At 62.6% G+C, this 19,755-nt stretch carries 17 protein-coding genes; 10 read left to right on the top strand and 7 right to left on the bottom strand.

Going from position 1 to position 19,755, the window contains the following annotated elements; genetic code table 11:
- Nucleotides 1-27 precede the first annotated feature (27 nt).
- Nucleotides 28-1,362 (bottom strand): NtaA/DmoA family FMN-dependent monooxygenase, encoded by a 1,335-nt coding sequence (locus HZZ16_RS15325; RefSeq protein WP_197949260.1) that lies wholly within the window; start codon nt 1,360-1,362, stop codon nt 28-30.
- A 1,085-nt stretch (nt 1,363-2,447) separates the two neighbouring features.
- Between HZZ16_RS15325 and HZZ16_RS15320 the strand changes: the two genes are divergently transcribed.
- Both HZZ16_RS15320 and HZZ16_RS15315 read left to right on the top strand, forming a co-directional pair.
- A complete protein-coding gene (locus HZZ16_RS15320) occupies nt 2,448-2,690 on the top strand; it encodes a MerR family transcriptional regulator (RefSeq protein WP_246510130.1) in 243 nt (80 codons plus the stop codon).
- Between the two features lie 808 nt (nt 2,691-3,498).
- The gene (locus HZZ16_RS15315) at nt 3,499-3,732 is read left to right on the top strand and encodes a hypothetical protein (RefSeq protein WP_197949259.1); all 234 of its coding nucleotides are present in this window, start codon (nt 3,499-3,501) and stop codon (nt 3,730-3,732) included.
- Between the two features lie 61 nt (nt 3,733-3,793).
- On the opposite strand, the gene HZZ16_RS15310 is transcribed toward HZZ16_RS15315, so the two are convergent.
- Entirely contained in the window at nt 3,794-5,938 is a 2,145-nt protein-coding gene (locus HZZ16_RS15310; RefSeq protein WP_197949258.1) for a multicopper oxidase family protein, read from the bottom strand.
- A 457-nt stretch (nt 5,939-6,395) separates the two neighbouring features.
- Nucleotides 6,396-7,721: an adenylate/guanylate cyclase domain-containing protein gene (locus HZZ16_RS15305; protein ID WP_197949257.1), complete on the bottom strand. Its 1,326-nt coding sequence runs from the start codon at nt 7,719-7,721 to the stop codon at nt 6,396-6,398.
- A 187-nt stretch (nt 7,722-7,908) separates the two neighbouring features.
- Between HZZ16_RS15305 and HZZ16_RS15300 the strand changes: the two genes are divergently transcribed.
- Both HZZ16_RS15300 and HZZ16_RS15295 read left to right on the top strand, forming a co-directional pair.
- Nucleotides 7,909-8,592, top strand: a complete 684-nt coding sequence (locus HZZ16_RS15300; RefSeq protein WP_197949256.1) for a response regulator transcription factor — start codon at nt 7,909-7,911, stop codon at nt 8,590-8,592.
- Nucleotides 8,589-10,511 (top strand): sensor histidine kinase, encoded by a 1,923-nt coding sequence (locus tag HZZ16_RS15295; RefSeq protein WP_197949255.1) that lies wholly within the window; start codon nt 8,589-8,591, stop codon nt 10,509-10,511. Before HZZ16_RS15300 ends, HZZ16_RS15295 begins: the two co-directional genes overlap by 4 nt.
- Before the next feature lie 135 nt (nt 10,512-10,646).
- Here the strand turns inward: HZZ16_RS15295 and HZZ16_RS15290 are convergent, their stop codons facing one another.
- The gene (locus tag HZZ16_RS15290) at nt 10,647-10,931 is read right to left on the bottom strand and encodes a hypothetical protein (protein WP_197949254.1); all 285 of its coding nucleotides are present in this window, start codon (nt 10,929-10,931) and stop codon (nt 10,647-10,649) included.
- Between the two features lie 235 nt (nt 10,932-11,166).
- On the opposite strand from HZZ16_RS15290, the gene HZZ16_RS15285 reads away from it, so the two are divergent.
- Entirely contained in the window at nt 11,167-11,391 is a 225-nt protein-coding gene (locus HZZ16_RS15285) for a hypothetical protein (RefSeq protein WP_197949253.1), read from the top strand.
- A gap of 78 nt (nt 11,392-11,469) precedes the next feature.
- Here the strand turns inward: HZZ16_RS15285 and HZZ16_RS15280 are convergent, their stop codons facing one another.
- Both HZZ16_RS15280 and mddA read right to left on the bottom strand, forming a co-directional pair.
- The gene (locus HZZ16_RS15280; protein WP_197949252.1) at nt 11,470-11,892 is read right to left on the bottom strand and encodes a GFA family protein; all 423 of its coding nucleotides are present in this window, start codon (nt 11,890-11,892) and stop codon (nt 11,470-11,472) included.
- A 91-nt stretch (nt 11,893-11,983) separates the two neighbouring features.
- Nucleotides 11,984-12,772: a methanethiol S-methyltransferase gene (mddA, locus tag HZZ16_RS15275; protein ID WP_197949251.1), complete on the bottom strand. Its 789-nt coding sequence runs from the start codon at nt 12,770-12,772 to the stop codon at nt 11,984-11,986.
- Nucleotides 12,773-12,905: 133 nt separating this feature from the next.
- Between mddA and HZZ16_RS15270 the strand changes: the two genes are divergently transcribed.
- The gene (locus HZZ16_RS15270) at nt 12,906-14,453 is read left to right on the top strand and encodes a winged helix-turn-helix domain-containing tetratricopeptide repeat protein (RefSeq protein ID WP_197949250.1); all 1,548 of its coding nucleotides are present in this window, start codon (nt 12,906-12,908) and stop codon (nt 14,451-14,453) included.
- 436 nt (nt 14,454-14,889) lie between these two features.
- On the opposite strand, the gene irr is transcribed toward HZZ16_RS15270, so the two are convergent.
- Entirely contained in the window at nt 14,890-15,375 is a 486-nt protein-coding gene (gene irr / locus HZZ16_RS15265) for a Fur family transcriptional regulator Irr (protein ID WP_246510128.1), read from the bottom strand.
- A 181-nt stretch (nt 15,376-15,556) separates the two neighbouring features.
- On the opposite strand from irr, the gene HZZ16_RS15260 reads away from it, so the two are divergent.
- The 4 genes from HZZ16_RS15260 (at nt 15,557) to HZZ16_RS15245 (ending at nt 19,753) form a co-directional block, all read left to right on the top strand.
- Nucleotides 15,557-15,868 carry a hypothetical protein gene (locus HZZ16_RS15260; RefSeq protein ID WP_197949249.1) on the top strand — a complete coding sequence of 104 codons (312 nt, stop codon included), beginning with the start codon at nt 15,557-15,559 and terminating at the stop codon, nt 15,866-15,868.
- 301 nt (nt 15,869-16,169) lie between these two features.
- Nucleotides 16,170-17,720 (top strand): ABC transporter substrate-binding protein, encoded by a 1,551-nt coding sequence (locus HZZ16_RS15255; protein WP_197949248.1) that lies wholly within the window; start codon nt 16,170-16,172, stop codon nt 17,718-17,720.
- Between the two features lie 225 nt (nt 17,721-17,945).
- Complete coding sequence (locus HZZ16_RS15250; RefSeq protein ID WP_197949247.1) at nt 17,946-18,917, top strand: ABC transporter permease; 972 nt, start codon at nt 17,946-17,948, stop codon at nt 18,915-18,917.
- A complete protein-coding gene (locus HZZ16_RS15245) occupies nt 18,914-19,753 on the top strand; it encodes an ABC transporter permease (RefSeq protein ID WP_197949246.1) in 840 nt (279 codons plus the stop codon). The genes HZZ16_RS15250 and HZZ16_RS15245 overlap by 4 nt, the downstream gene beginning before the upstream one ends.
- Nucleotides 19,754-19,755: the final 2 nt, after the last annotated feature.

Here is a 19,755-nt window from a genome sequence, read left to right as displayed (position 1 = left end):
AGCTCCGAATGTGGAAAGGAGAAGTACTTAGGCAGCGGAGACCTGTTCGGTGCGCTCGCCCTGCAGTGGAATGCCGAGGTGCTCGCGGAGCGTTTCGCCTCGATAATCCGAGCGGAACAAACCGCGCCGCTGAAGAACGGGAACAACATGCTCGACGAACGCAAGAGTGCCGTCGGACAGAACATCCGGTATGACGTTGAACCCGTCCACTGCGCCCGCCCGGAACCACTCTTCGAAGGAAGCTGCAATCTGTTCTGGCGATCCAACTAACACCCGGTGACCGTAAGCCGGCGCCTCAACGATGATCTGGCGGACTGTTTTGCCAGAGCGCACGAGAGCTTCCACAGTGCGATACTGGCCAACGGAAAAAGCCGCGTCCGCATGTCGCGGCAGTAAGTTGAAGTCGATTGGTTCGTCGATCTTCAGCCTTTCGGCAGGTATACCGAAACGACCGGACAGCGCATGAAGGGCAACGTCAAAGTTGATAAGGTCATCAAGCTCCGCCTTGCGCTTGATTGCCTCCTCTTCCGTTCCGCCGATGAAAGTGACGATGCCCGGCAGAACGAGGGGCGCCCGTCGTCCATGTTGAGAAGCAAGCGACCTGAGGCGATCTGCCTCGCGCAGGGCGATTTCCAAATTGCCCGTTGATGAGAACACGGCATCGGCGCTTCGGGCAGCGAACTGAAGGCCCTGATCCGATCCGCCGGCCTGGAAAATAATCGGCTGTCCCTGCCTTGAGCCCGGATGTGTGAGAGGCCCGCTGATGTCAAAGAACTCGCCGGCATGCCTCACCGTCCGCAGTCTGCTCGGATCACCGAACCGCCCCGACCCTTGGTCCAGAATAAGGGCACCTTCTCCCCAGCTATGCCATAGGGTTCTCACGGCCTCCACGAATTCTTCAGCGCGGCGATAACGTTCATCACGTGATTGCTCATTGCCGCCAAAGCTCTTGGCCGTATAGACATTGGATGTCGTGACTGCATTCCAGGCCGCACGGCCGCCACTGACAACGTCAAGCGACTGGAATCGGCGCGCAAGGTTATATGGCTCGTTGTAGGTGGTGGATGCCGAGCCGATCAGGCCGACAAAACTTGTTTCTCGCGCAATGCTGGCAAGCGTGATCGTCGGCTCGATGCCATTGAGCGGCGGGTGCTTATCGATTGCTGGATTGAGCGCTGGCGTGTCGGCGAGGAAGACCGCGTCCAGCTTTCCGCGCTCCGCGAGCTTTGCGGCTCGTACGTAGTGCTCAATATCGTAAAATGCCCCGGGAGGATTTTCGGGCCAGCGCCACGCTGCTGCATGCCCCCCAGCGCCATGCAGGTTCAGGCCAAGATGAAGCTCACGTTCAAGCGCCGACGTCATCACGGGGTATATCCGCTACGAGTAGTGGCACGCCGGAAGCTCAAAAACGTCATCGCACTCTTCTCAATTTTCGGTAACCATGAACGTGTTATTGCACTTCAACATTGTTGAGTAGCGGACCGGCGTCAACCACGGGGGAAAAATAAGAATGCCTTTTCAGTTCGTGCCGCCGGGCAATTAATTTCTGTTTTGAATGCGTCGCGGCGCGGAATGTTAAACTCCGCGACCGAGAAGCCCCATCTTTCGGGTTTGCAGTTACATCGGTGGAGCGACGCAGCGATCAATCCAGAGCCATGTATGGTGGCGTCGTGCTCTCAAGCTTCTAATCGTCGCTGCAAGCCGAGCCAGCATCGGCGCAATAAATTTCAGCGGATAGGCACCACTCGCGGCTTACCTGTCTTGATCGTGCCGGCTTCAGGCGTCAGCTTCATCACGTAGAGGCCCTTACGGTCCTCGACGTCGATCCCGCGCAACTGCGTGATTGCACCGGGCCTCGCTCCAGAAGACGCACAGAGCCAAGGCACCCAGCGACGAGTCCGGTCCGCCGGCGTGATGGGTTCTCAATGCCCAAGCTGGCGTGAGAATAATCTTAGCCTCAGCGTCTGTGAAGCTCCGGCCTTCTTCTCGTGTCTCGGCCTTGCGTGGAACGTCTACTCATCACGGACATCGACAGGGATGCTCTTGCGAGCAATGAAAGCCGCCACCCTCGAACTAGACCGATCATACGCAATGCCATTTGTAGCGCCTTTTGTATTTTGCAAAGGCGCAAAAACGTCTGGTCTCTCAGCAAGATACTGGAACTGCAAGTGATTTAGCAGTGGTGGTACAGTTGGGTGGGCTCGAACCGCCGATTTCCTGTTCCAGAGTTTGCGGCGTTTGATCTTAATACCGCTTTCGATCAGTCCGATTTGTACGCTAGGGCGCTCAGGATTTCGCGGCGACATCCGAAGACCTTGTCTGGCGTTGTCGGCGATGTATTGGGTTGTGCGCAGATGGTGTCGAGGCAAGTCAGCAGCAGAGCTGCTCCTTTCTGAAAAGCCAGCTCAGGCCAATGTTCATCCCGCTGAGCGTTACGTGATTCGGCTATGGCGGAGATCCTCGAAACATTTTCAGGCACCATGGTTGACAATGATAGTAACAAGCGGCGTCGGCTCGTCGAGTTCAAGGACGGTTGCCGCTATGGCAAGTTCGGAAAGACGAAGGCTTATGAACTTATCGCCCACCAGAGGATCAGGGCGTACAAGATGGGCGGCAAGACTCTGATCGACCTCGACAGCGTAGATGAATATCACGCTTCGCTGCCAAGGGTTGAAACGAGAGCGCCCTAGGCCGCCGATGCCCGGAGCGAGACGGTCGACGCAGTTGTCGCGTAGACGGTGAGGCGATCAGACCAACGCTACATTTTATGCAGGCATTCAGTGTGATAGGCTCCGAGCTTATAGATGCGCGGAGCTTATTCTTGTCATCCTTGTCAGGCTAACGCCCCACCATCTGTCACACCGTCGCCATCTTACGCGTCCTCCTGGTTGAGCAGCCTCGACGAGGTCGAGCGGAAGCCGTGAGCGCAGTAGTCGCCCCCGGCGGCAGTATCGCGGGTGATGGTCGTCGGCGCCTTGTTCAGTGGTTTTAGACATTAGAACGCTCTAGTCATTGAACGCCAAGCAGATTGCGGACCGGCGTGCGATCCCTCGTTTTCGATACCTGGTTGCCGCGTGCACGTGACAAAGGCCCGCCCAAAAACGTTGCGATATTGCGTTAGGTCGGGTCCCGCCGGGATTTGGAATGGGGCCGGACTCGACTCCGGTCGGGCCGATTTTGGAGACCGGAACGGCACGGGGCGTACCTGCTGCCGTGGAGTCTGCTTTTTTTCAGCTGACGCCGCGCGTCGTCCTGCTGGTATTTCTGCTGGTATCGGCAGCAATTTGCCGATAAAATGACCTGTAAACTCAAGTGGTTGAGAGAATAGGCGATTGCCGGCCAGGGGCACCACGCTTCGCCCTTTGGGCTTCGCGTGGCTCGCGACGCATGGCGCCCGAGGAGGAGAAGAGACACGTCCGGTACCGCCGCATGCCATTCGACTTCGCGCGGCCGCTCCCTATATGGTCTCGCAACCGACGTGATGCAGCGGACACTTCGATGGCCAGGAGACGCACGACGGATACGGACACTGACGACCTACCCCGTTATTTCGTCTGGGTCCGCGGCCTCGACGGCCCCGAACCTCAGAAGTGGACGGCGATGGATTTCGGCGTCGGCGATTGGAAGCGGCCGCTCGTGTTGGCTTATCTGGAGCTGCCGGAAGGCGAACGGCATCTATCCTTGTCGGTGCTGGCCCGGCGCTATCCGCCGCCGCGGGATGATCTTTCGTGAGCCGGGCTCGGGTGTGTACTCGCAAGCGTCGGCTCCGCCCCTGTCCGCGATCCGCGGACAGCTACACAATCCAGCCGGACTCCACGACCTGGTAGGGGCGCATCATTTCGTGATCCTCATGCGAGAGGATGTGGCAGTGCCAGACGAATTCACCCGGCAAATCAAATTCAGCTACAACGCTCATCATCTCGCCGGGGGCGACATACACCGTATCCTGCCGCCCGGATTGCTCTGGCGCTATCGGGACGCGGTCGCCGATCCATATGTCATTCTGGCTGAAGTCCGTGCCCCCCGAGCCGTAGGTGATAACGCCGTCGCCGTTGGTATCGTCGGGGATGCCGTTCTCGTCGGCATCCTTGAAATCGATGAGCCTCTTCTCCACGACCTGGAATTGGGTCTGGTGAAGGTGGATGGGATGCGCGTCTTCCGTAAAGTTGAATAGCTCCCATTGCTCGATCGAGCCCAGCAGGGGCTTTTCTGTAACAGCAGCATCCCACATCAAGGGCCCGAAGGCTCCATCCGGCGTCATGGTGTCGCTGTGCACCGCGCCCGCCTCGGCGGTTCCAAGCATCGGCTCTATTCGTCCGAATTCGTCGACGCCTTCGAACAACCCAAGCTTGCGCATGTTGGTCGCGAGATCGGCAATACCGTCCTCATTCGAATCCTGGGCGATAAAGTGGAAATTCGGAGCCAGCACAGTGCCATCGGTCACTGAGCCATCAAACGTAGCTAGGCTTGGGTCAATGGTGAACTGCATGATACTGCCGACAGGATCGGCCGATGTCGCGGCCACGGCCTCGCCCGCGAGCGACCCGTCCGGGCCGGCCAGGCCTTTGAACGGCTCGTAGGCCGGTCCGATATTCAACAACTGCACGGCCGGATCGATGTTGGCTCCGCTGAAATCGAACACCACGTCGATGCGATCGCCGGGTGCAAGCACCAGGAACTCGTCATCCTCCTGGATGCCATCGCCGTCCATGATCATCTTCGCCTGCGGCAGCAAGCCGCCGTCGACCCCGACCAGGTACGCCTTTACATCGGGGTCGCTGAGCTTGAGCACGTAGAATCGCGAATCGGATCCGTTCAGCAGGTGAAACTCGTAATCACCGGCGGCGACGTTAAGGTTCGGCCATGCCATGCCATTGACAAGAATATGGTCGCCAAAAAACTCCGGCACTGCTGACGGAGCATTCTCGCCGTTGGCGTCGTAGAAGCTTTGAGGAACGACATCGCCGACGGTGTCTGTCGTGCCCGGGAGCGGATCGTTCTTATAGGCCGGGAAGTAGAGCTGACCGTCTACGGTGAACGCGCGATCCTGAATGACCGCTTCTATTTCATACGATCCGCCAGGGAGTACACCGGTGCTAACCAGATGCTCGCTGTCTTCATCCCTCAGCAGATAGAAACCGGCCAATCCGGCATAGACGTTGAGGCGCGTCAACCCAAGCGCATGGTCGTGATACCACAGCGTCGCGGCGTCCTGATCGTTCGGGTATGTGTAGATCCGACTTTCGAAGTCCGGTCCTTTCGAGCTGTAGTTCTGAGTAAACCACTGTTCCGGCAGGCCGTCGCTCCCGGAAGGAACATGAGCGCCGTGAAGGTGGGTGACGGTCGGCACATGGCCGTCCTTCAGGGGCTTCTTGTCGGATGCAGCCCAATGGAGCGTCATGTCCACCGGCAGAAGATGACCTTCGAGCGGAAGCTTGTTCTGCCAGTTGAGGTGGATTTCCGTGCCCGCATGGGCCACGAGAGTCGGACCGGGATAAGTTGCCGTGTGTCCGGGCTGACCGTAGCCCCAGACCGTCGTGACCAGCGGCTCTCCATTTGCGTCGACAAGTCCGAGCCATTGCTCGGCCTGCTTCATCTGAAGCACAACTGTACCAGGCCTGCTCGTATCGATCCGTTCCGGCAGCGGAAGATCGTTGACAAAGCGGGGCTGGGCGAGCGGGTCGAGAAGTCGAACAGGCTGCGGCTCACCGGGACCGCACGGCTTCGCCGTCCAACAGTGGTGGTGATGCTGACTGTGGTGACCGTGATGGTGCAGCGCCGCTCGGCCAAGAGACCAGAAATCTTGCACGCCAACGGGGCGTAGCGCCTGCTCCAGCCGGCCCTGCTGAAAAAGGTAGGCGTCAAGCCCGCCATCTTCGATGCCTTCCGGAAACAGATCGTCGGGCGGCGTAGATTCCGGTCTGATCTTCCTGGCCATGGCTCCCCCGCTTGAGGCAGTCGCGTATGATGCGTCGTGAAACCGATCGCCTTCCTAAGCTATGGTGTTGCCGTTTTGCGAGGGGATTTGGACGATCTATACTAAATCTAAACTGGTCGTCCGGCGGAACATCTGGTCGGGCGGCATCAGAGGCAGAGCGCACAGCGCCTGAGCGCAGCGCAGATGCTATGAGCACACGCTGGCGGCTGCAGGATGCGCTGGCCAAGGCCGGTTACGAGGCGCGCAGCGCTGCGGTGACTGGCGAGGCAGAGATCGACGTTGGACTGTCCGTGGTATAAGATTGAATGACGAAGGTCGCCCTTTGGCCCTGAGCTGAACAAGAACGTGCTGTGGCTGTCGCTCGGCCTCACTGTTCCGCCAGCTTTGCTCGCCCGCGCTGACAAGGTCATCGAATGAGACACGCATTCGAAACCTTTGCTTGCATCCTAAGATTCGCTCAGCTCCCTTTCCAGAATTGATCGTTCGGCACGATTCCGCCTGCATCGTGAGCAAATTCGGCTTTGATGCGGTTGAGATAGTACATGTTCACCAAGCCTCGATGCTTGACCTCAACGGGACCGCGAGACTCGGTCTCGAAACGCGACCTGACATGGTGCCACGTCGATTCGGCAATGCAGATGCGGCCTTCCTCTGCCGCTGACTCGAGCCGCTGGGCGGTATTCACCGTATTTCCCCAGATGTCGTAGGTGAACTTGTGCTTGCCCACCACCCCGGCGATCACCGGTCCAGTATTGATGCCGACTCTCGCCTTCCAGGCCGGCAGCCTCAGCTTTTCGCGCTGACGGTTGAGTTTCGCGAGATGATCGAGCACTTCAAGCGCGCATAACGCCGTATCGAGGGCGTGCGAGTGGGAAGGTTCGGGAACGCCGGCAACGGCAAGATAGGCATCACCGATGGTCTTGAGTTTCTCCAACCGATGCCGCGCCATGATTTCGTCGAAGCGGCTGAAATGCTGGTCGAGTTGATCGACGACGCTCGCTGGCTCGAGTGTTTCGACGAGACGTGTGAATCCCTTGAAGTCGATCAGGATCACCGTCGCGGAATCAAAGAAGCGCGGCTGCACGCGCGCGTTGGTCTTCAGTTCATCAGCGATCGAGGCCGGCAGAATATTGAGCAGCAGCCTCTCCGATTCGGCCTTCTCGGCAAGCGCCTGATCGCGCGCACTCTCCATTTTTCGTAGCATCTCGTTGCGCGCAAGCAACTGCCGGCGCAGTTCTAGATGAACCATGGTTTGGCGCGACAGGCGCCGTAGTGCTTCCCGCTGCTCAAAGGAGAGCTCACGCGGTTGGAAATCGATCACACATAGCGTCCCCAGAGCATGGCCATCCGGCGTTATGAGCGGAGCGCCGCAGTAAAACCTAAGCGCCAAATCGCCCGTGACCAGCGGACTGGTGTTGAACCGCTCATCTTTTTCGAGCTCGGGAACATACAGGATGTCGTTGTTACAGATCGTAGCTTGGCAGATCGAGATTTCCCGGGGGCATTCGGACATATCCGGCGGGAGACCGTACTTCGCCTTCATCCATTGCCGGGACTCATCAACGAAGCTTATCAGCGCAGCTGGACAACCACAGATCTGGGCTGCGAGATCGGTGATCTCGTTGAGGCCCACCTCGGGAAGCGTGTCAAGAATCGCGTAACTCCTCAACGCGTCAAGTCGCTCAGGCTCCCTGGCTGGTATCGGGCGGTGCATGGCATATTCGTGCAATAAATCTGCCTGAAATGCCAGAGCATTCCCCTCTGAGCCGAGGAAATCGGGCACGCAAGCCCATGGCGTTCGCCGGCCGGGAATTCTACGCGGGGGTTCGCCTTGACGCACACTAGGTCTGTCCGCGCCCGCTTGGCACAGGCCGCATCCCCGCCCCCATGATTATGGGTGTCACGGCCTTCGCGCTGCGGTTAAGCTTGCTTCGCGCCGCGGGGGACACGCGGGTCGCGGGACCATGGACATGACCGAACAGGGCGAGACGGGGGAAGCCATCACCATCCTCCTCGTCGAGGACGACGCGCCGACCTGCTGGCGGCTGCAGGATGCGCTGGCCAAGGCCGGCTACGAGGTGCGCAGCGCCGGTACGCTCGCGGAGGCGCGGCAGGCCCTCGCCGCCGGCGCGCCGCGCGTGCTGCTGACCGACCTGCGGCTGCCCGACGGCCACGGCGTCGAGCTGATCCGCGAGATGCGGCAGCGCTTTCCCGACACCGAGATCATGGTGATCTCCGCGCTCGGCGACGAGGAGAGCGTGATCTCCGCGATCACGGTCGGCGCCACCGGCTATCTGCTCAAGGACGCCTTTCCCACCGACATCGCCACCACGGTGCGCGACCTGGTCGCGGGACATTCGCCGATTTCGGCCTCGATCGCGCGCTTCATCGTGCGCAGGACGCAAGGTGCCGCGCAGACTTCGGCGGAGCCGCCACCCGGCCCGGTGCTCAACACGGCAAGGCTGACCCCGCGCGAGATCGACATCCTGTGGGGCATCGCCAAAGGCTTCAGCTATGCCGAGATCGCGAGCCATCTCGGCCTGTCCAAGCAGACCGTGCCCGGCCATATCAAGAACATCTATCGCAAGCTCGAGGTGCATACGCGCAGCGAGGCGGTATTCGAGGCGGTGCAGCAGGGCCTGATCAAGCTGTGAGCGAGATCGCGGCGAAAGCACCGACACGCCCGCGGCGCCGGCTGATCGCGTCGCGTCTCGTTCCCTATCTGCTGCTCCAGGCGTTGATCGTGATCGTCACGATCCTGGGGATCCGGCTGCTGCAGCCGAGCGATCCTGATGACTACGCGGTGAGCGATTTTTCAGCGCGGGAGGACGGTCTGACGCGCCCCATCACGCTGCCGCATTTCACCTCGTCACGCTACTCGCTGGCCGACCCGCCATGCTACACCGGCACCTTCACGTTCCCAAGCGGCGATGCGGCCTCGGGCTGGTCGGTGTACCTGCCGCGCTTCAGTAACGCGGTGGAGGTCGCCGTCAACGGCGTCGTCGTGCTCGACTCCCGGCGCGATGCCAACGCCAATCGGCCCGACCGCAACACGCCGCAGATCGCCGTCATCCCCGCGTCGCTGCTGCGCGAGGGCGCCAACGAGATCACGGTGCGGCTGTTCGTGTGGGGTCCGCTCAAGGGCTTTCTCGACACCGTCTATGTCGGGCCGGATGCCGCCCTGCGCCCGGCCTATGAAACACGCACGCTGCTGTTCGTCACGCTGCCTGTGGTGTTTTCCGCCTGGCAGGCGATCCTGGCCGTCATCCTCGCGATCATGTGGCTGATGCGGCGTCACGAACCGGTCTATGGCGTACTGGCGACGGCGATGGTGCTCGGCGTGGTGCAGGCATTCGCGCCACCGCCGGTGCCGCCGGCCACGGTATCGCACCTGGCCGCGGTGCTGCTCGCCTCCGCACCGATCGAGAGCGCGCTGATCGTCGCGTTCGGCGTGCTGTTCTTCGGCTGGCGCTGGCCGCGTTACGGCACGCTGCTGTTCGTGCCTGGCGTCGCCGTGTTCGTGATCGGGCTGATCGGAGGCCCGCCGCTGCCGCGTATCCTTTTCCTGGTGCTCGGCATTCCCACCGTCGGGCTCTGCCTGTTCCTGATGGCCTGCATCACGGCCATCGCGGTGGTCCGGCGGCAGGACGCGGCGAGCTTCACGATCGGCTGCGCGGTGACCATCGTGCTGACCTGCTGGATCCAGGACATGCTCACGGTGCTCGAGATCGTGAACAACGACCGCATCTTCGTCTCGCGGCTGTCCTATTCGGCGATGCTGGTCGCCATCGGCGCTGGGCTGACCTGGCGCTTTGCCCGCGCCTTGAACCAGGTCGACAGCTTTGCCGGCCAGCTGGTGACGCGGGTGCGGGAGGCTGAGGAACGGCTGAAAGCGAGCTTTGCCCGCGAGGAGGAGCGCGCCCGCGCGGCGACGCTCGCCAACGAGCGCACGCGCCTGATGCGAGACCTGCACGACGGCCTCGGCGGCCAGCTGGTCAGCATCGTCGCGCTGTCCGAGCGCGGCAGCACGGGCGCGGCCATCACGGACGCCGCGCGCGCGGCGCTGAAGGATCTCCGCCTCGTCATCGATTCCATGGACGATATCGGGGGCGACCTGATGCTGGCGCTCGGCTCCTGGCGCGAGCGGACCACGGCTCAATTACGGCCGCACGACATCACGCTCGACTGGCGCGTGGCGACGCCGCAGGGCCTGCCGCTGCATCCCGAACTGAGGCCATGGCACGTCATCCAGATCGTGCGCATCCTCGACGAGGCCGTGACCAATGCGGTCAAGCACGCGCAGGCCCGCCGCATCGCCGTGACCATCGACACATTCGACGCAGGCCAGGGGCCGTACGGCGTGATCAGCGTGACCGACGACGGAAGCGGCTTTGCGCTCGCCGGCAATGGCGAGGCCGCCGGCGCCGGCCAGACCGCGCGCGGCCTGCGCAACATGAAAAGCCGCGCCGCGCGCTGCGGCGCAGTGCTCGATCTGACGTCTGATGCCTCCGGCACGCGCGTGCGGCTGAAATTGCCGCAGCGTTTTCCCGACAGCGACATGGCCGCGGGCTGAAAGACCCCCTCCCCGAACGTGTGGGGCGCACGGAGAGAGGGGACGGGCCGGATTAAATTGCCTGCGGAGGACGGGGGTGTTCGTCCGCAGGCCCCTTGGCCCGAAGCGATGCATCAATTCAATGGAGCGGAAATATCAGCGCACGCCGACGCGATTGACCGGGCCGCCGCGATTCATCGGCGTTCCCGCGCGCACGCCGACACCGGGCGCGCCGACGCCGGGGGTTGCGACCGCCGCCGCCGCGACCGGCGCTCCCACCACCACGGCGCCGGTCGGCCGCACCACACAGCCCTTCGGCACCCCGACGGTCTTGCAATAGACCACGGCCTGCGCCGGGCTCGTGCCCAGCGACACCATCGCCGCGCCGGCCAGCGCCATGACCGTCAGCCCTGCGCCTAGCGCTCCAGCTCTCTTCGACATTCTTGCTCTCCTGCTTCCCGTTCGGCGTCCCGATGCAATCACCGGCTTCGCAGCCGAGATGCCGTCTGAATGACAAAAGTCGGCGCGCGGATACATGCCATGAAGATGGGGGTACCGCGGACGGGAGGACTGGCCGCTGCCATGAACATGGCATGGACCGGCGCCCCGCCTTTGCGGAATGGTCCGGCCCGATTGATCCCGGTCGGGACCAACGAGAATTCCAACGAGGTGCTCTATGAAGATTTCGGTTCTTGCCGCGCTGCTGCTCGCAGCCAGCGTCTTGCCTGCTGCCGCGCAGTCCGGTCCATCCGTCCAGGAGCAAATGGCGTGCCGCGGCGACGCCAGCAAATTCTGCGCCGAGCATATCGGCAAGCCGCCGCAGATGAATGCCTGCCTGCGCGAGAACAAGTCGAAGCTGTCCGATTCCTGCCGCAAGGTGGTCGAATCGCGCGGAGGCTAGTTGTTCATCCTTCTCTCTTGGAACACCAGGGAGGGCGGCGCTCTGCCGCCCTCTCGAAAAAATACCGAAGGCGCGCCGCTATTCCTGCATCATCTCGCCGCTACCGCCGAACTCGGCGGGAAAATCCTTCAGCTTGGGCAGGCCATCGCGCATCGGCAGCACCGTCTCGGCATAGTTGACGTGGACGCCGGGTGTGAACCCGAGCGTGGGGATGGTGGCGGCGAAGACGTCGACCAGACCGAGCGGCGGATGGTTGGTCATGAGATGGCCTCCGCACTTCCTGCAAAACTTGCGCTGGCTGAGCGGCGTCTTGGCGAAGGTCTCGACATTCTGAGCGCCTTCGGTGATGCGCACGGCCTCCGGCTTCCACAGGCTGAAGGCGTTGACCGGACCGCCCGACCACGAGCGGCAGGACCGGCAATGGCAATAACCCATCGCCTCCGGCGCGCCCGTGACCTCGACCGTGACCGCGCCGCAGAAGCAGTTTCCGACATGTTTCATTTGGACGTCTCCCTTTTTCTGATGGATCGTTATCGCGCGTCGGCGCCCCGCGCGCCCTTCTTTCGATTGGACGCGCGGGGCTTGGCCTAGACTATACTGACCGGCGCCAGGGAATAAGCATGGAGACGCGTTGCTTGTATTGCCGGTACTCGTCGCCGAAGAGATCGACGAGATCGTTTTCCTCCAGCGCGATGCCGACGAAGATGTAGAGCGTGGTCACGGCCGCGAACAGCAGATGACCCGCGGTCATGACCGGCGCCGCCCAGAACGCGATAATGAAACCGAGATAGATCGGATGGCGGACGAACTTGTAGAGCAGCGGCGTCTTGAAGCGCGGCGGCTGCATCTCCTTGCCGATGAGATGATTCGTTACCTGATGCAGTCCGAACAGTTCGAAATGGTTGATGATGAAGGTCGAGGTGAACACCAGCACCCAGCCGGCGAAGGACAACGTGACCAGTGTCACGGCAACATCCGGGTTCTCGACGCTCCATATCACCGACGGCAACGGACGCCACTGCCAGAACAGGAGCAGCAGTGACAGGCTCGCGAACAGCACGTACGTGCTTCGCTCGACCGGCTTGGGGACGAACTGGGTCCACCAATCCTTGAACTGCCGCCGTGCCATCACGCTGTGTTGAACCGCGAACAGCGACATCAGCAGCAAATTGATGACGACCGCGCGAACGACGGGCGCTTCGGCACCGGTATCGATGGTCTTGGGCACCATCACCCCCATGACGAAGCCGATCGCATAGAGAATGGTGACGAAAAACACGAGATACGCCGCAATTCCGTACAGAAAGGCGATGAACTTGAAAATACGAGAGCCCGTAACCTCCGGGCCGAGGGAATGAACCTGGTGATCAATTTGGGTCATGAAACACTCCGTTGTGCCAAGGCATCGACACGGTTTGGTCTTCGCACCATGCCGGATCGAAGGTCCCGCGGCTTTCGCGGACGATTGATTTTCGCCTGAGACGACTTTGATTTTTGCTTGAGACGACGAAAACGTGCGATTTCGCTTTGAAAACAACGTGCTGGACGCCGACCTTCGGGAGCTCACTTGCGACGGGAAGACCGTTCCTTTGCAGCCGCAAGTGTTCGATCTGCTGCTTTATCTGGTCACACAACGGGCGCGTGTGGTCAGCAAGGCTGACCTGATCAGCCAAGTCTGGAACGACCGCATCGTATCGGATTCCGCCCTGAACAGCCGGATCAACGCCGCGCGCAAGGCGCTGGGCGACGACGGCGCGACCCAGCGCCTGATCAAGACCATTCCGCGCAAAGGCTTTCGGTTCGTCGGCGAGGTCCGGGAAGAGGCGGCTGCATCGCCCGCGCAGACGGAATCCAGGCCCGCTCCCCCGCGCGTGGCGGAGCGCCCGGCAATCGCGGTGCTCGCCTTCGAGAACATGAGCGGCGATCCCGAGCAGGACTATTTCGGCGACGGGATCAGCGAGGACATCCTCACCGCGTTGTCGAAACAGCGCTGGTTCATGGTGATCGCCCGCAACTCCTCCTTCACCTACAAGGGACGCGCGGTCCATCTCAGGCAGATCGCCGAGGAGCTCGGCGTCCGCTACATCGTCGAAGGCAGCGTGCGCAAAGCGGACAACCGGGTACGCATCACCGCGCAGCTCAATGACGCCGTGTCGGGCAGCCATCTCTGGGCCGAGCGCTATGACCGCGAGCTCGTCGACGTCTTCGCCGTGCAGGACGAAATCACCAACGCGATCGCCGCGGCGATCGAGCCGCAGATTCACGCGGCGGAGAATTTTCGCGCCCACCGCAAGCCGCCTGCAAGCCTCGACGCCTGGGACCTCCTGATGCGCGCGCTGTCGCATTATTGGCGCGTGACCCGGCAGGACCACGCGGCCGCGAAGGAGCTGCTCACGCGGGCGATCGCGATCGATCCGAATTACGGCCAGGCGCTGTCGGTGCTGGCCGTGAACGACATGTTCGGCGTGCATCTCGGCTGGACCGAGCTGGCGGCGGTTGTGTCAGCCGCGGAAGCCGCCGCGCTCAAAGCGGTGCGCTGCGACCATGAGGACGCCTGGGCGCATGCCGCGCTCGGCAGCGTCTGCTTCTCGACCCGCAGGCTGACAGACGCGCTGTCCGAATTCGAGCAGGCGCTCGCGCTCAATCCGAACTTCTCGCTGGCGCAGGGCTATTACGCGCTGGCACTGTCCTATGCCGGACGCTCGAATGACTCATTCGAGGCCGCGCAAAAGGCGATCCGGCTGTCGCCGCGCGATCCGTCGTTGGCGATCTATCATGGTATCGCCGCCTATGCGCGCTTCACCGAACGGCACTATGGCGAGGCCATCGCGCTGGCACGCGAGGCGATCCGCCACCGCGGCGACCTTACCGGCGCCTACCGCGTGCTCGCCGTCTCCGCCGGCATGAGCGGCGATGGCGCGCTTGCGGAAATGGCACTCGGAGAGCTCCGTCGCACCCAACCAGGCATCTCGCTGCACTGGATCGCGACGCAGCTGCCGTGGGCCAATGACGGAGATCGCGAGCATTATCTGGAGGGATTTCGCCGGGCCGGGTTGCGGTAAGGCGCGACGCTGCTCTTACCCTCCCCTGGAGGGGGAGGGTCGGCTCACATTGAGCGAAGCGAAATGTGAGACGGGGTGGGGTGACGGTCTCTCCACCTTGCACACTGCCCGTGCGGAGAGATCACCCCACCCCGCTCGCGCTGCGCGCGATCGACCCTCCCCCTCCAGGCAGGGCAATCGCATATGGTGCGGACGGCGCGGCGGCATCGGCACTGGGCTCCCTCCCCCGCTTGCGGGGGAGGGTTGGGGAGAGGGTGTTTCCGCGTCGGGATTGTTGAGGATTGCGGAAGATTTCCCTGCGCGGCAAGAGCCCTCACCCGCCGCGCCCTGCGAGCGCGTCGGCCTCTCCCGCAAGCGGGAGAGGCGGAGCAAACCCGCGGACAATCCCCGTGATGTCCATATGCGATTGCCCCGCCCCTCCAGGGGAGGGTAAGCGCTACGTTCTCTTCCGGCGCAAATGGACGATAACGTCGAGCCGCGCGATCTCGTGGCCGGGAAGCGCCTCGGGCATTTTGGTGAAAGCGAGGCCCTCGGCAACGTCGACCAGCATGTCCTCGCCCTCGAGATAGAAGTGCGGATGCACCGACGTGTCGGTGTCGAAGAACGACTTGATGCCGTCGGCCGCGATCCGCCGCAACAGGCCGGCTTCGGTGAACTGGTTCAGCGTGTTGTAGACGGTGGCAAGCGACAGGTACGCGTTCGCGGCCATCGCTTCTTCGTAGAGACTTTCCGCGGTGACGTGACGATGGCCGCCCAGGAACAGCAATCGGCCGAGCGCCAGGCGTTGGCGTGTCGGGCGCAGGCCGGCATTGCCGAGCAATAGCAGGCAGTGCTGCACGCCCGCATCAGGCGCCGCCTCCAGACCGGCGACATCAGGTCCGCTGTCGTCATCCGCAGGGATAGTCGTGGCCCGAATGTCCATCGATCGTCTCACGGCTCAAGGGAACAGGACGCGCAGCCCGCATCCCGCTACTTGCCATTCGATCGCAAAAACGCCGGGCCGGCTTTGATCCGGATCAAATTTGGCGCCGACCGCCCCTGACCTGGCGCAAGGCGGTCCGGCTTGTTCTCGGCGAGAATGCGCGGGCATCAATGAGGTTCGCATGTCCAAGCCGGTTCCCGACAAGGCAGAGGTCGCGCTCGAATATCCCGACAAGTTCTATGTCGGCACCTTCGAGCATTCGTCCCGCTTCGAGGCAAAGCTCGACGGCAACGGCGTCGCGCTGGTGCTGCAACATCCCGGCACGCCCGACGAACGCAAATCGGTGCATCTGCACATCAACTTCGGCCTGCTGGCCGGCATCCTGCGGGAGCTCGCCGGCAGCGTCGCCGCACTGCCCAAGGACGACATCGCGCATCGCGAGCAGCTTGCAGAGGCGCTCGACGAATTGCGGCGAGCGCCCGGCGCAAGGTGACGGCCTGATGCTTTTGGTCGCAGGCGCGGACTTGTGCACCGTCCCGGCATGCTCTCACCACGGCTGATGGCCGCCTGATCCCTTGGAGCGGGCCGATCTGCCGTGCCGTCGCACGGTGGGAAAAACAGGACGCGCTGTACATTTTTTGTGCGAGCACTGTCGCGACTTTCATCTTGCCGCGCCGAACGGGACTGTGTGAGCCTCGATGGCGGATGGGGACTGGGATGGACCGACCGTCGCTTTGCGCGCGAGGGCGCGTGCGAAGCGTTTTCGGCTGGTCTTGCTTGAGAAAGATTACGACATGCCAAAACGAGTGTTGCTTGGTCTCCTCCTGGTTTGCGGCCTTGCGGCCCCTGCGCTGGCACAAGAGCCGAAAACGGGAGGCGTGATCAATGCCGTGATCCAGCCCGAGCCGCCGGGCCTGATGCTTGCGCAGGTCCAGAACGGCCCGACCCAGATGGTCTCGGGCAACATCTTCGAAGGCCTCTTGCGCTACAGCCCCAAGCTCGAGCCGCTGCCGGAGCTTGCCGAGAGCTGGAGCGTCAGCGAGGACGCCAAGACCTACACCTTCAAGCTGAAGAAGGGCGTGACCTGGCATGACGGCAAGCCCTTCACCGCCGCCGACGTGCTGTTCTCGATGGAGATGCTGAAGCAGACGCATGCCCGTGCCCGCACCAATTTGGCGCAGGTCGATAAGATCGAGACGCCGGACCAGCATACGGTGGTCTTCACGCTGAAGCAGCCGTTCGGCCCGTTCCTCGGCATCTTCGAGGTCGGCTCGATGCCGATGGTGCCGAAGCATCTCTATGACGGCACCGACTGGAAGACCAACCCCTACAACAACGCACCCATCGGCACCGGCCCGTTCATGTTCAAGGAATGGCAGAAGGGCTCGTTCATCCGCCTGGTCAAGAACCCGAACTACCACGAGAAGGGCAAGCCCTATCTCGACGAGATCTACTGGCAGATCATTCCCGACGCCGCGGCGCGCTCGGTGGCGTACGAGACCGGCAAGGTCGACGTGCTGCCTGGCGGCTCGGTCGAGAATTTCGACGTGCCGCGGCTGTCCAAGCTGAAGGACACCTGCGTCACCGGCGCCGGCTGGGAATTCTTCTCGCCGCTGGCCTGGCTGTGGCTGAACAACCGCCAGGGTCCGCTCGCCGACAAGCGGGTGCGGCAGGCGATCATGTATGCGATCGACCGCGACTTCGCCAAGGACGTGATCTGGAACGGGCTCGGCAAGGTCGCCACCGGCCCGTCCGCCTCGACCATCAAGTACTACACCGACGACGTGAAGAAATATCCGTACGATCCGGCCAAGGCCAAGGCGCTGCTGAAGGAAGCCGGCTACAAGGGCGAGAAGATCCGCCTCTTGCCGCTCGCCTATGGCGAGACCTGGCAGCGCTGGGGTGAAGCCGTCAAGCAGAACCTCCAGGATGTCGGCATGACCATCGAGACGATCGCCACCGACGTCGCCGGCGGCAACCAGAAGATCAGCGACTGGGATTACGACATCGCCTTCACCTATCTCTACCAGTACGGCGACCCCGCGCTCGGAGTGGGACGCAACTACATCTCCAGCAACATCGCCAAGGGCCAGGTCTTCAACAACGTCGAGGGTTATTCCAACCCGGAGATCGACAAGCTGTTCGCCGAGGGCGCGGTCGCAACGCCGGATTCCAAGCGCAAGGAGATCTACGAGAAGGCGCAGAAGATCCTGGTCGAGGACGTGCCGGTGGCCTGGATGCTCGAGCTGCAATTTCCGACCATCATGCGCTGCAAGGTCAAGAACCTGATCACCACTGGGATCGGGGTCAATGACGGCTTCAAGGACGCATGGCTCGACAAGTGACGGCGGTTCTTTTCACCTCTCCCCGCTTGCGGGGAGAGGTCGACGCGTCCCGAGTAATGCGAAGCATCGTCTCGCGCGCGGCGGGTGAGGGGGTACAGGTCCGTCAGCACTCTCACGCGCGGAGAGAGGCCCCTCACCCCAACCCTCTTCCCGCAAGAGCGGGGCGAGGGAGCGCACTGCCCCAGTGGCTAAAGGTTACGTCACCCTCTATGAATCTCCAGTAAGATGCTCTCCTTCGTCGCCCAGCGTGTCCTCAAGGGCGTGATCGTCCTCCTCGCGATCGTCGTCCTCAATTTCTTCCTGATCCGCCTGGCGCCTGGCGATCCCGCGATCGTGATGGCGGGCGAGGCCGGGGCCAGCGACCAGGCCTTCGTCAAGCAGCTCCGGGAGAAGTTCGGGCTCGACAAGCCGCTGCCCGAGCAGCTCTTCATCTACGTCAAGGGCGTCGTCAGCCTCGACCTCGGCTTTTCCTTCCGCCAGCAGGCTCCGGTCGCAAAACTGATCGGCGAGCGGCTGCCGGCGACGCTGTTGTTGACGCTGACCGCCTTCGCGATCTCGCTCACGCTCGGCATCCTGTTCGGCACCTTCGCCGCGCGCCTTGCCGGAACCTTTCTCGACACCGCCATCACCGTCTTCGCGCTGATCTTCTACGCCATGCCGATCTTCTGGGTGGCGCTGATGGGCATCCTCTTGTTCTCGGTCACGATGGATTGGCTGCCGAGCTTCGGTTACGAGACGGTCGGGGCCAACCTCACCGGCCTTGCCCATGCGGTCGATGTCGCAAAGCACCTGATCATGCCGGCGATGACGCTCGGCCTGTTCTTCATGGCGACCTATACACGCATGACGCGCGCCTCGATGCTGGAGGTGAAACGCCTCGATTTCGTCAAGACGGCGCGCGCCAAGGGTCTCTCCGACGCGGTGATCCAGCGCCGCCACGTGCTGCGCAACGCGCTGCTGCCGGTGGTGACGCTCGCCGGCGTCCATTCCGGCACGCTGATCGGCGGCGCCGTCATCACCGAGACCGTGTTCGCCTGGCCCGGCATCGGGCGGCTGATGTACGACGCGCTGCTGCAGCGGGACTACAATCTGCTGCTCGGCGTGTTCGTGATCTGCTCCGCCATGGTCCTCACCTTCAACCTCATCACCGACCTCGTCTATCGCCTGGTCGATCCGCGGATCGAATACGCCGCATGAAACAGTTCTGGAAATCGATGCTGAAGAGCCCGAGCGGCGTCATCGGGCTCGTCATCCTCCTGGTTGCAGTCTCGGTCGCGGTGTTCGGACCGATGCTGTTCCCGAACTCGCCCTGGCGCATGGTGCAGCGGCCCTTCCTGCCGCCGTTCACGCTGTCGACCGTGCCGCTCGGCACCGACGCGCTCGGCCGCGACATCTTCGCCGGCATGATCTTCGGCGCCCGCGTCTCGCTGCTGGTCGGCCTCGTCTCCACGCTGGCGGCGCTGATCGTGGGCGTGCCGATCGGTGCCATGGCCGGTTATTTCGGCGGCAAGGTCGACGACGCCCTGATGCGCTTCACCGAGTTCTTCCAGACCATTCCGAGCTTCGCGCTCGCGATCGTGCTGGTCGCGATCCTGCAGCCCTCGATCTATTCGATCGTCGCCTCGATCGCGGTGGTGAGCTGGCCGCCGGTCGCGCGTCTCGTGCGCGGCGAGGTGCTGTCGCTGCGCACGCGCGAATATGTCCAGGCCGCCGTGGTCACCGGCCAAAGCAACAGCTGGATCATCCTGCGCGAGATCCTGCCCAACGCGTTGTCGCCCGTGATCGTCCTGGCCTCCTTGATGGTGGCCACCGCGATCCTGCTTGAATCCTCGCTGTCCTTCCTCGGCCTCGGCGATCCCAATCTGATCTCCTGGGGCTACATGGTCGGCGCCGGCCGCACCGTGATCCGGCAGGCCTGGTGGATCACCGTGTTTCCCGGCATTGCCATCCTGATCTCGGTGCTCGGGCTGAACCTGATCGGCGAAGGCCTCAACGATGCGCTCAATCCGCGGCTGTCACGGGAGGGCCGCTGACG

Source organism: Bradyrhizobium glycinis, assembly GCF_016031655.1.
GTDB lineage: Bacteria > Pseudomonadota > Alphaproteobacteria > Rhizobiales > Xanthobacteraceae > Bradyrhizobium > Bradyrhizobium glycinis.
The sequence above is the reverse complement of the archived record's forward strand: the minus strand, read 5'-3'. Positions and strand labels throughout refer to the sequence as shown.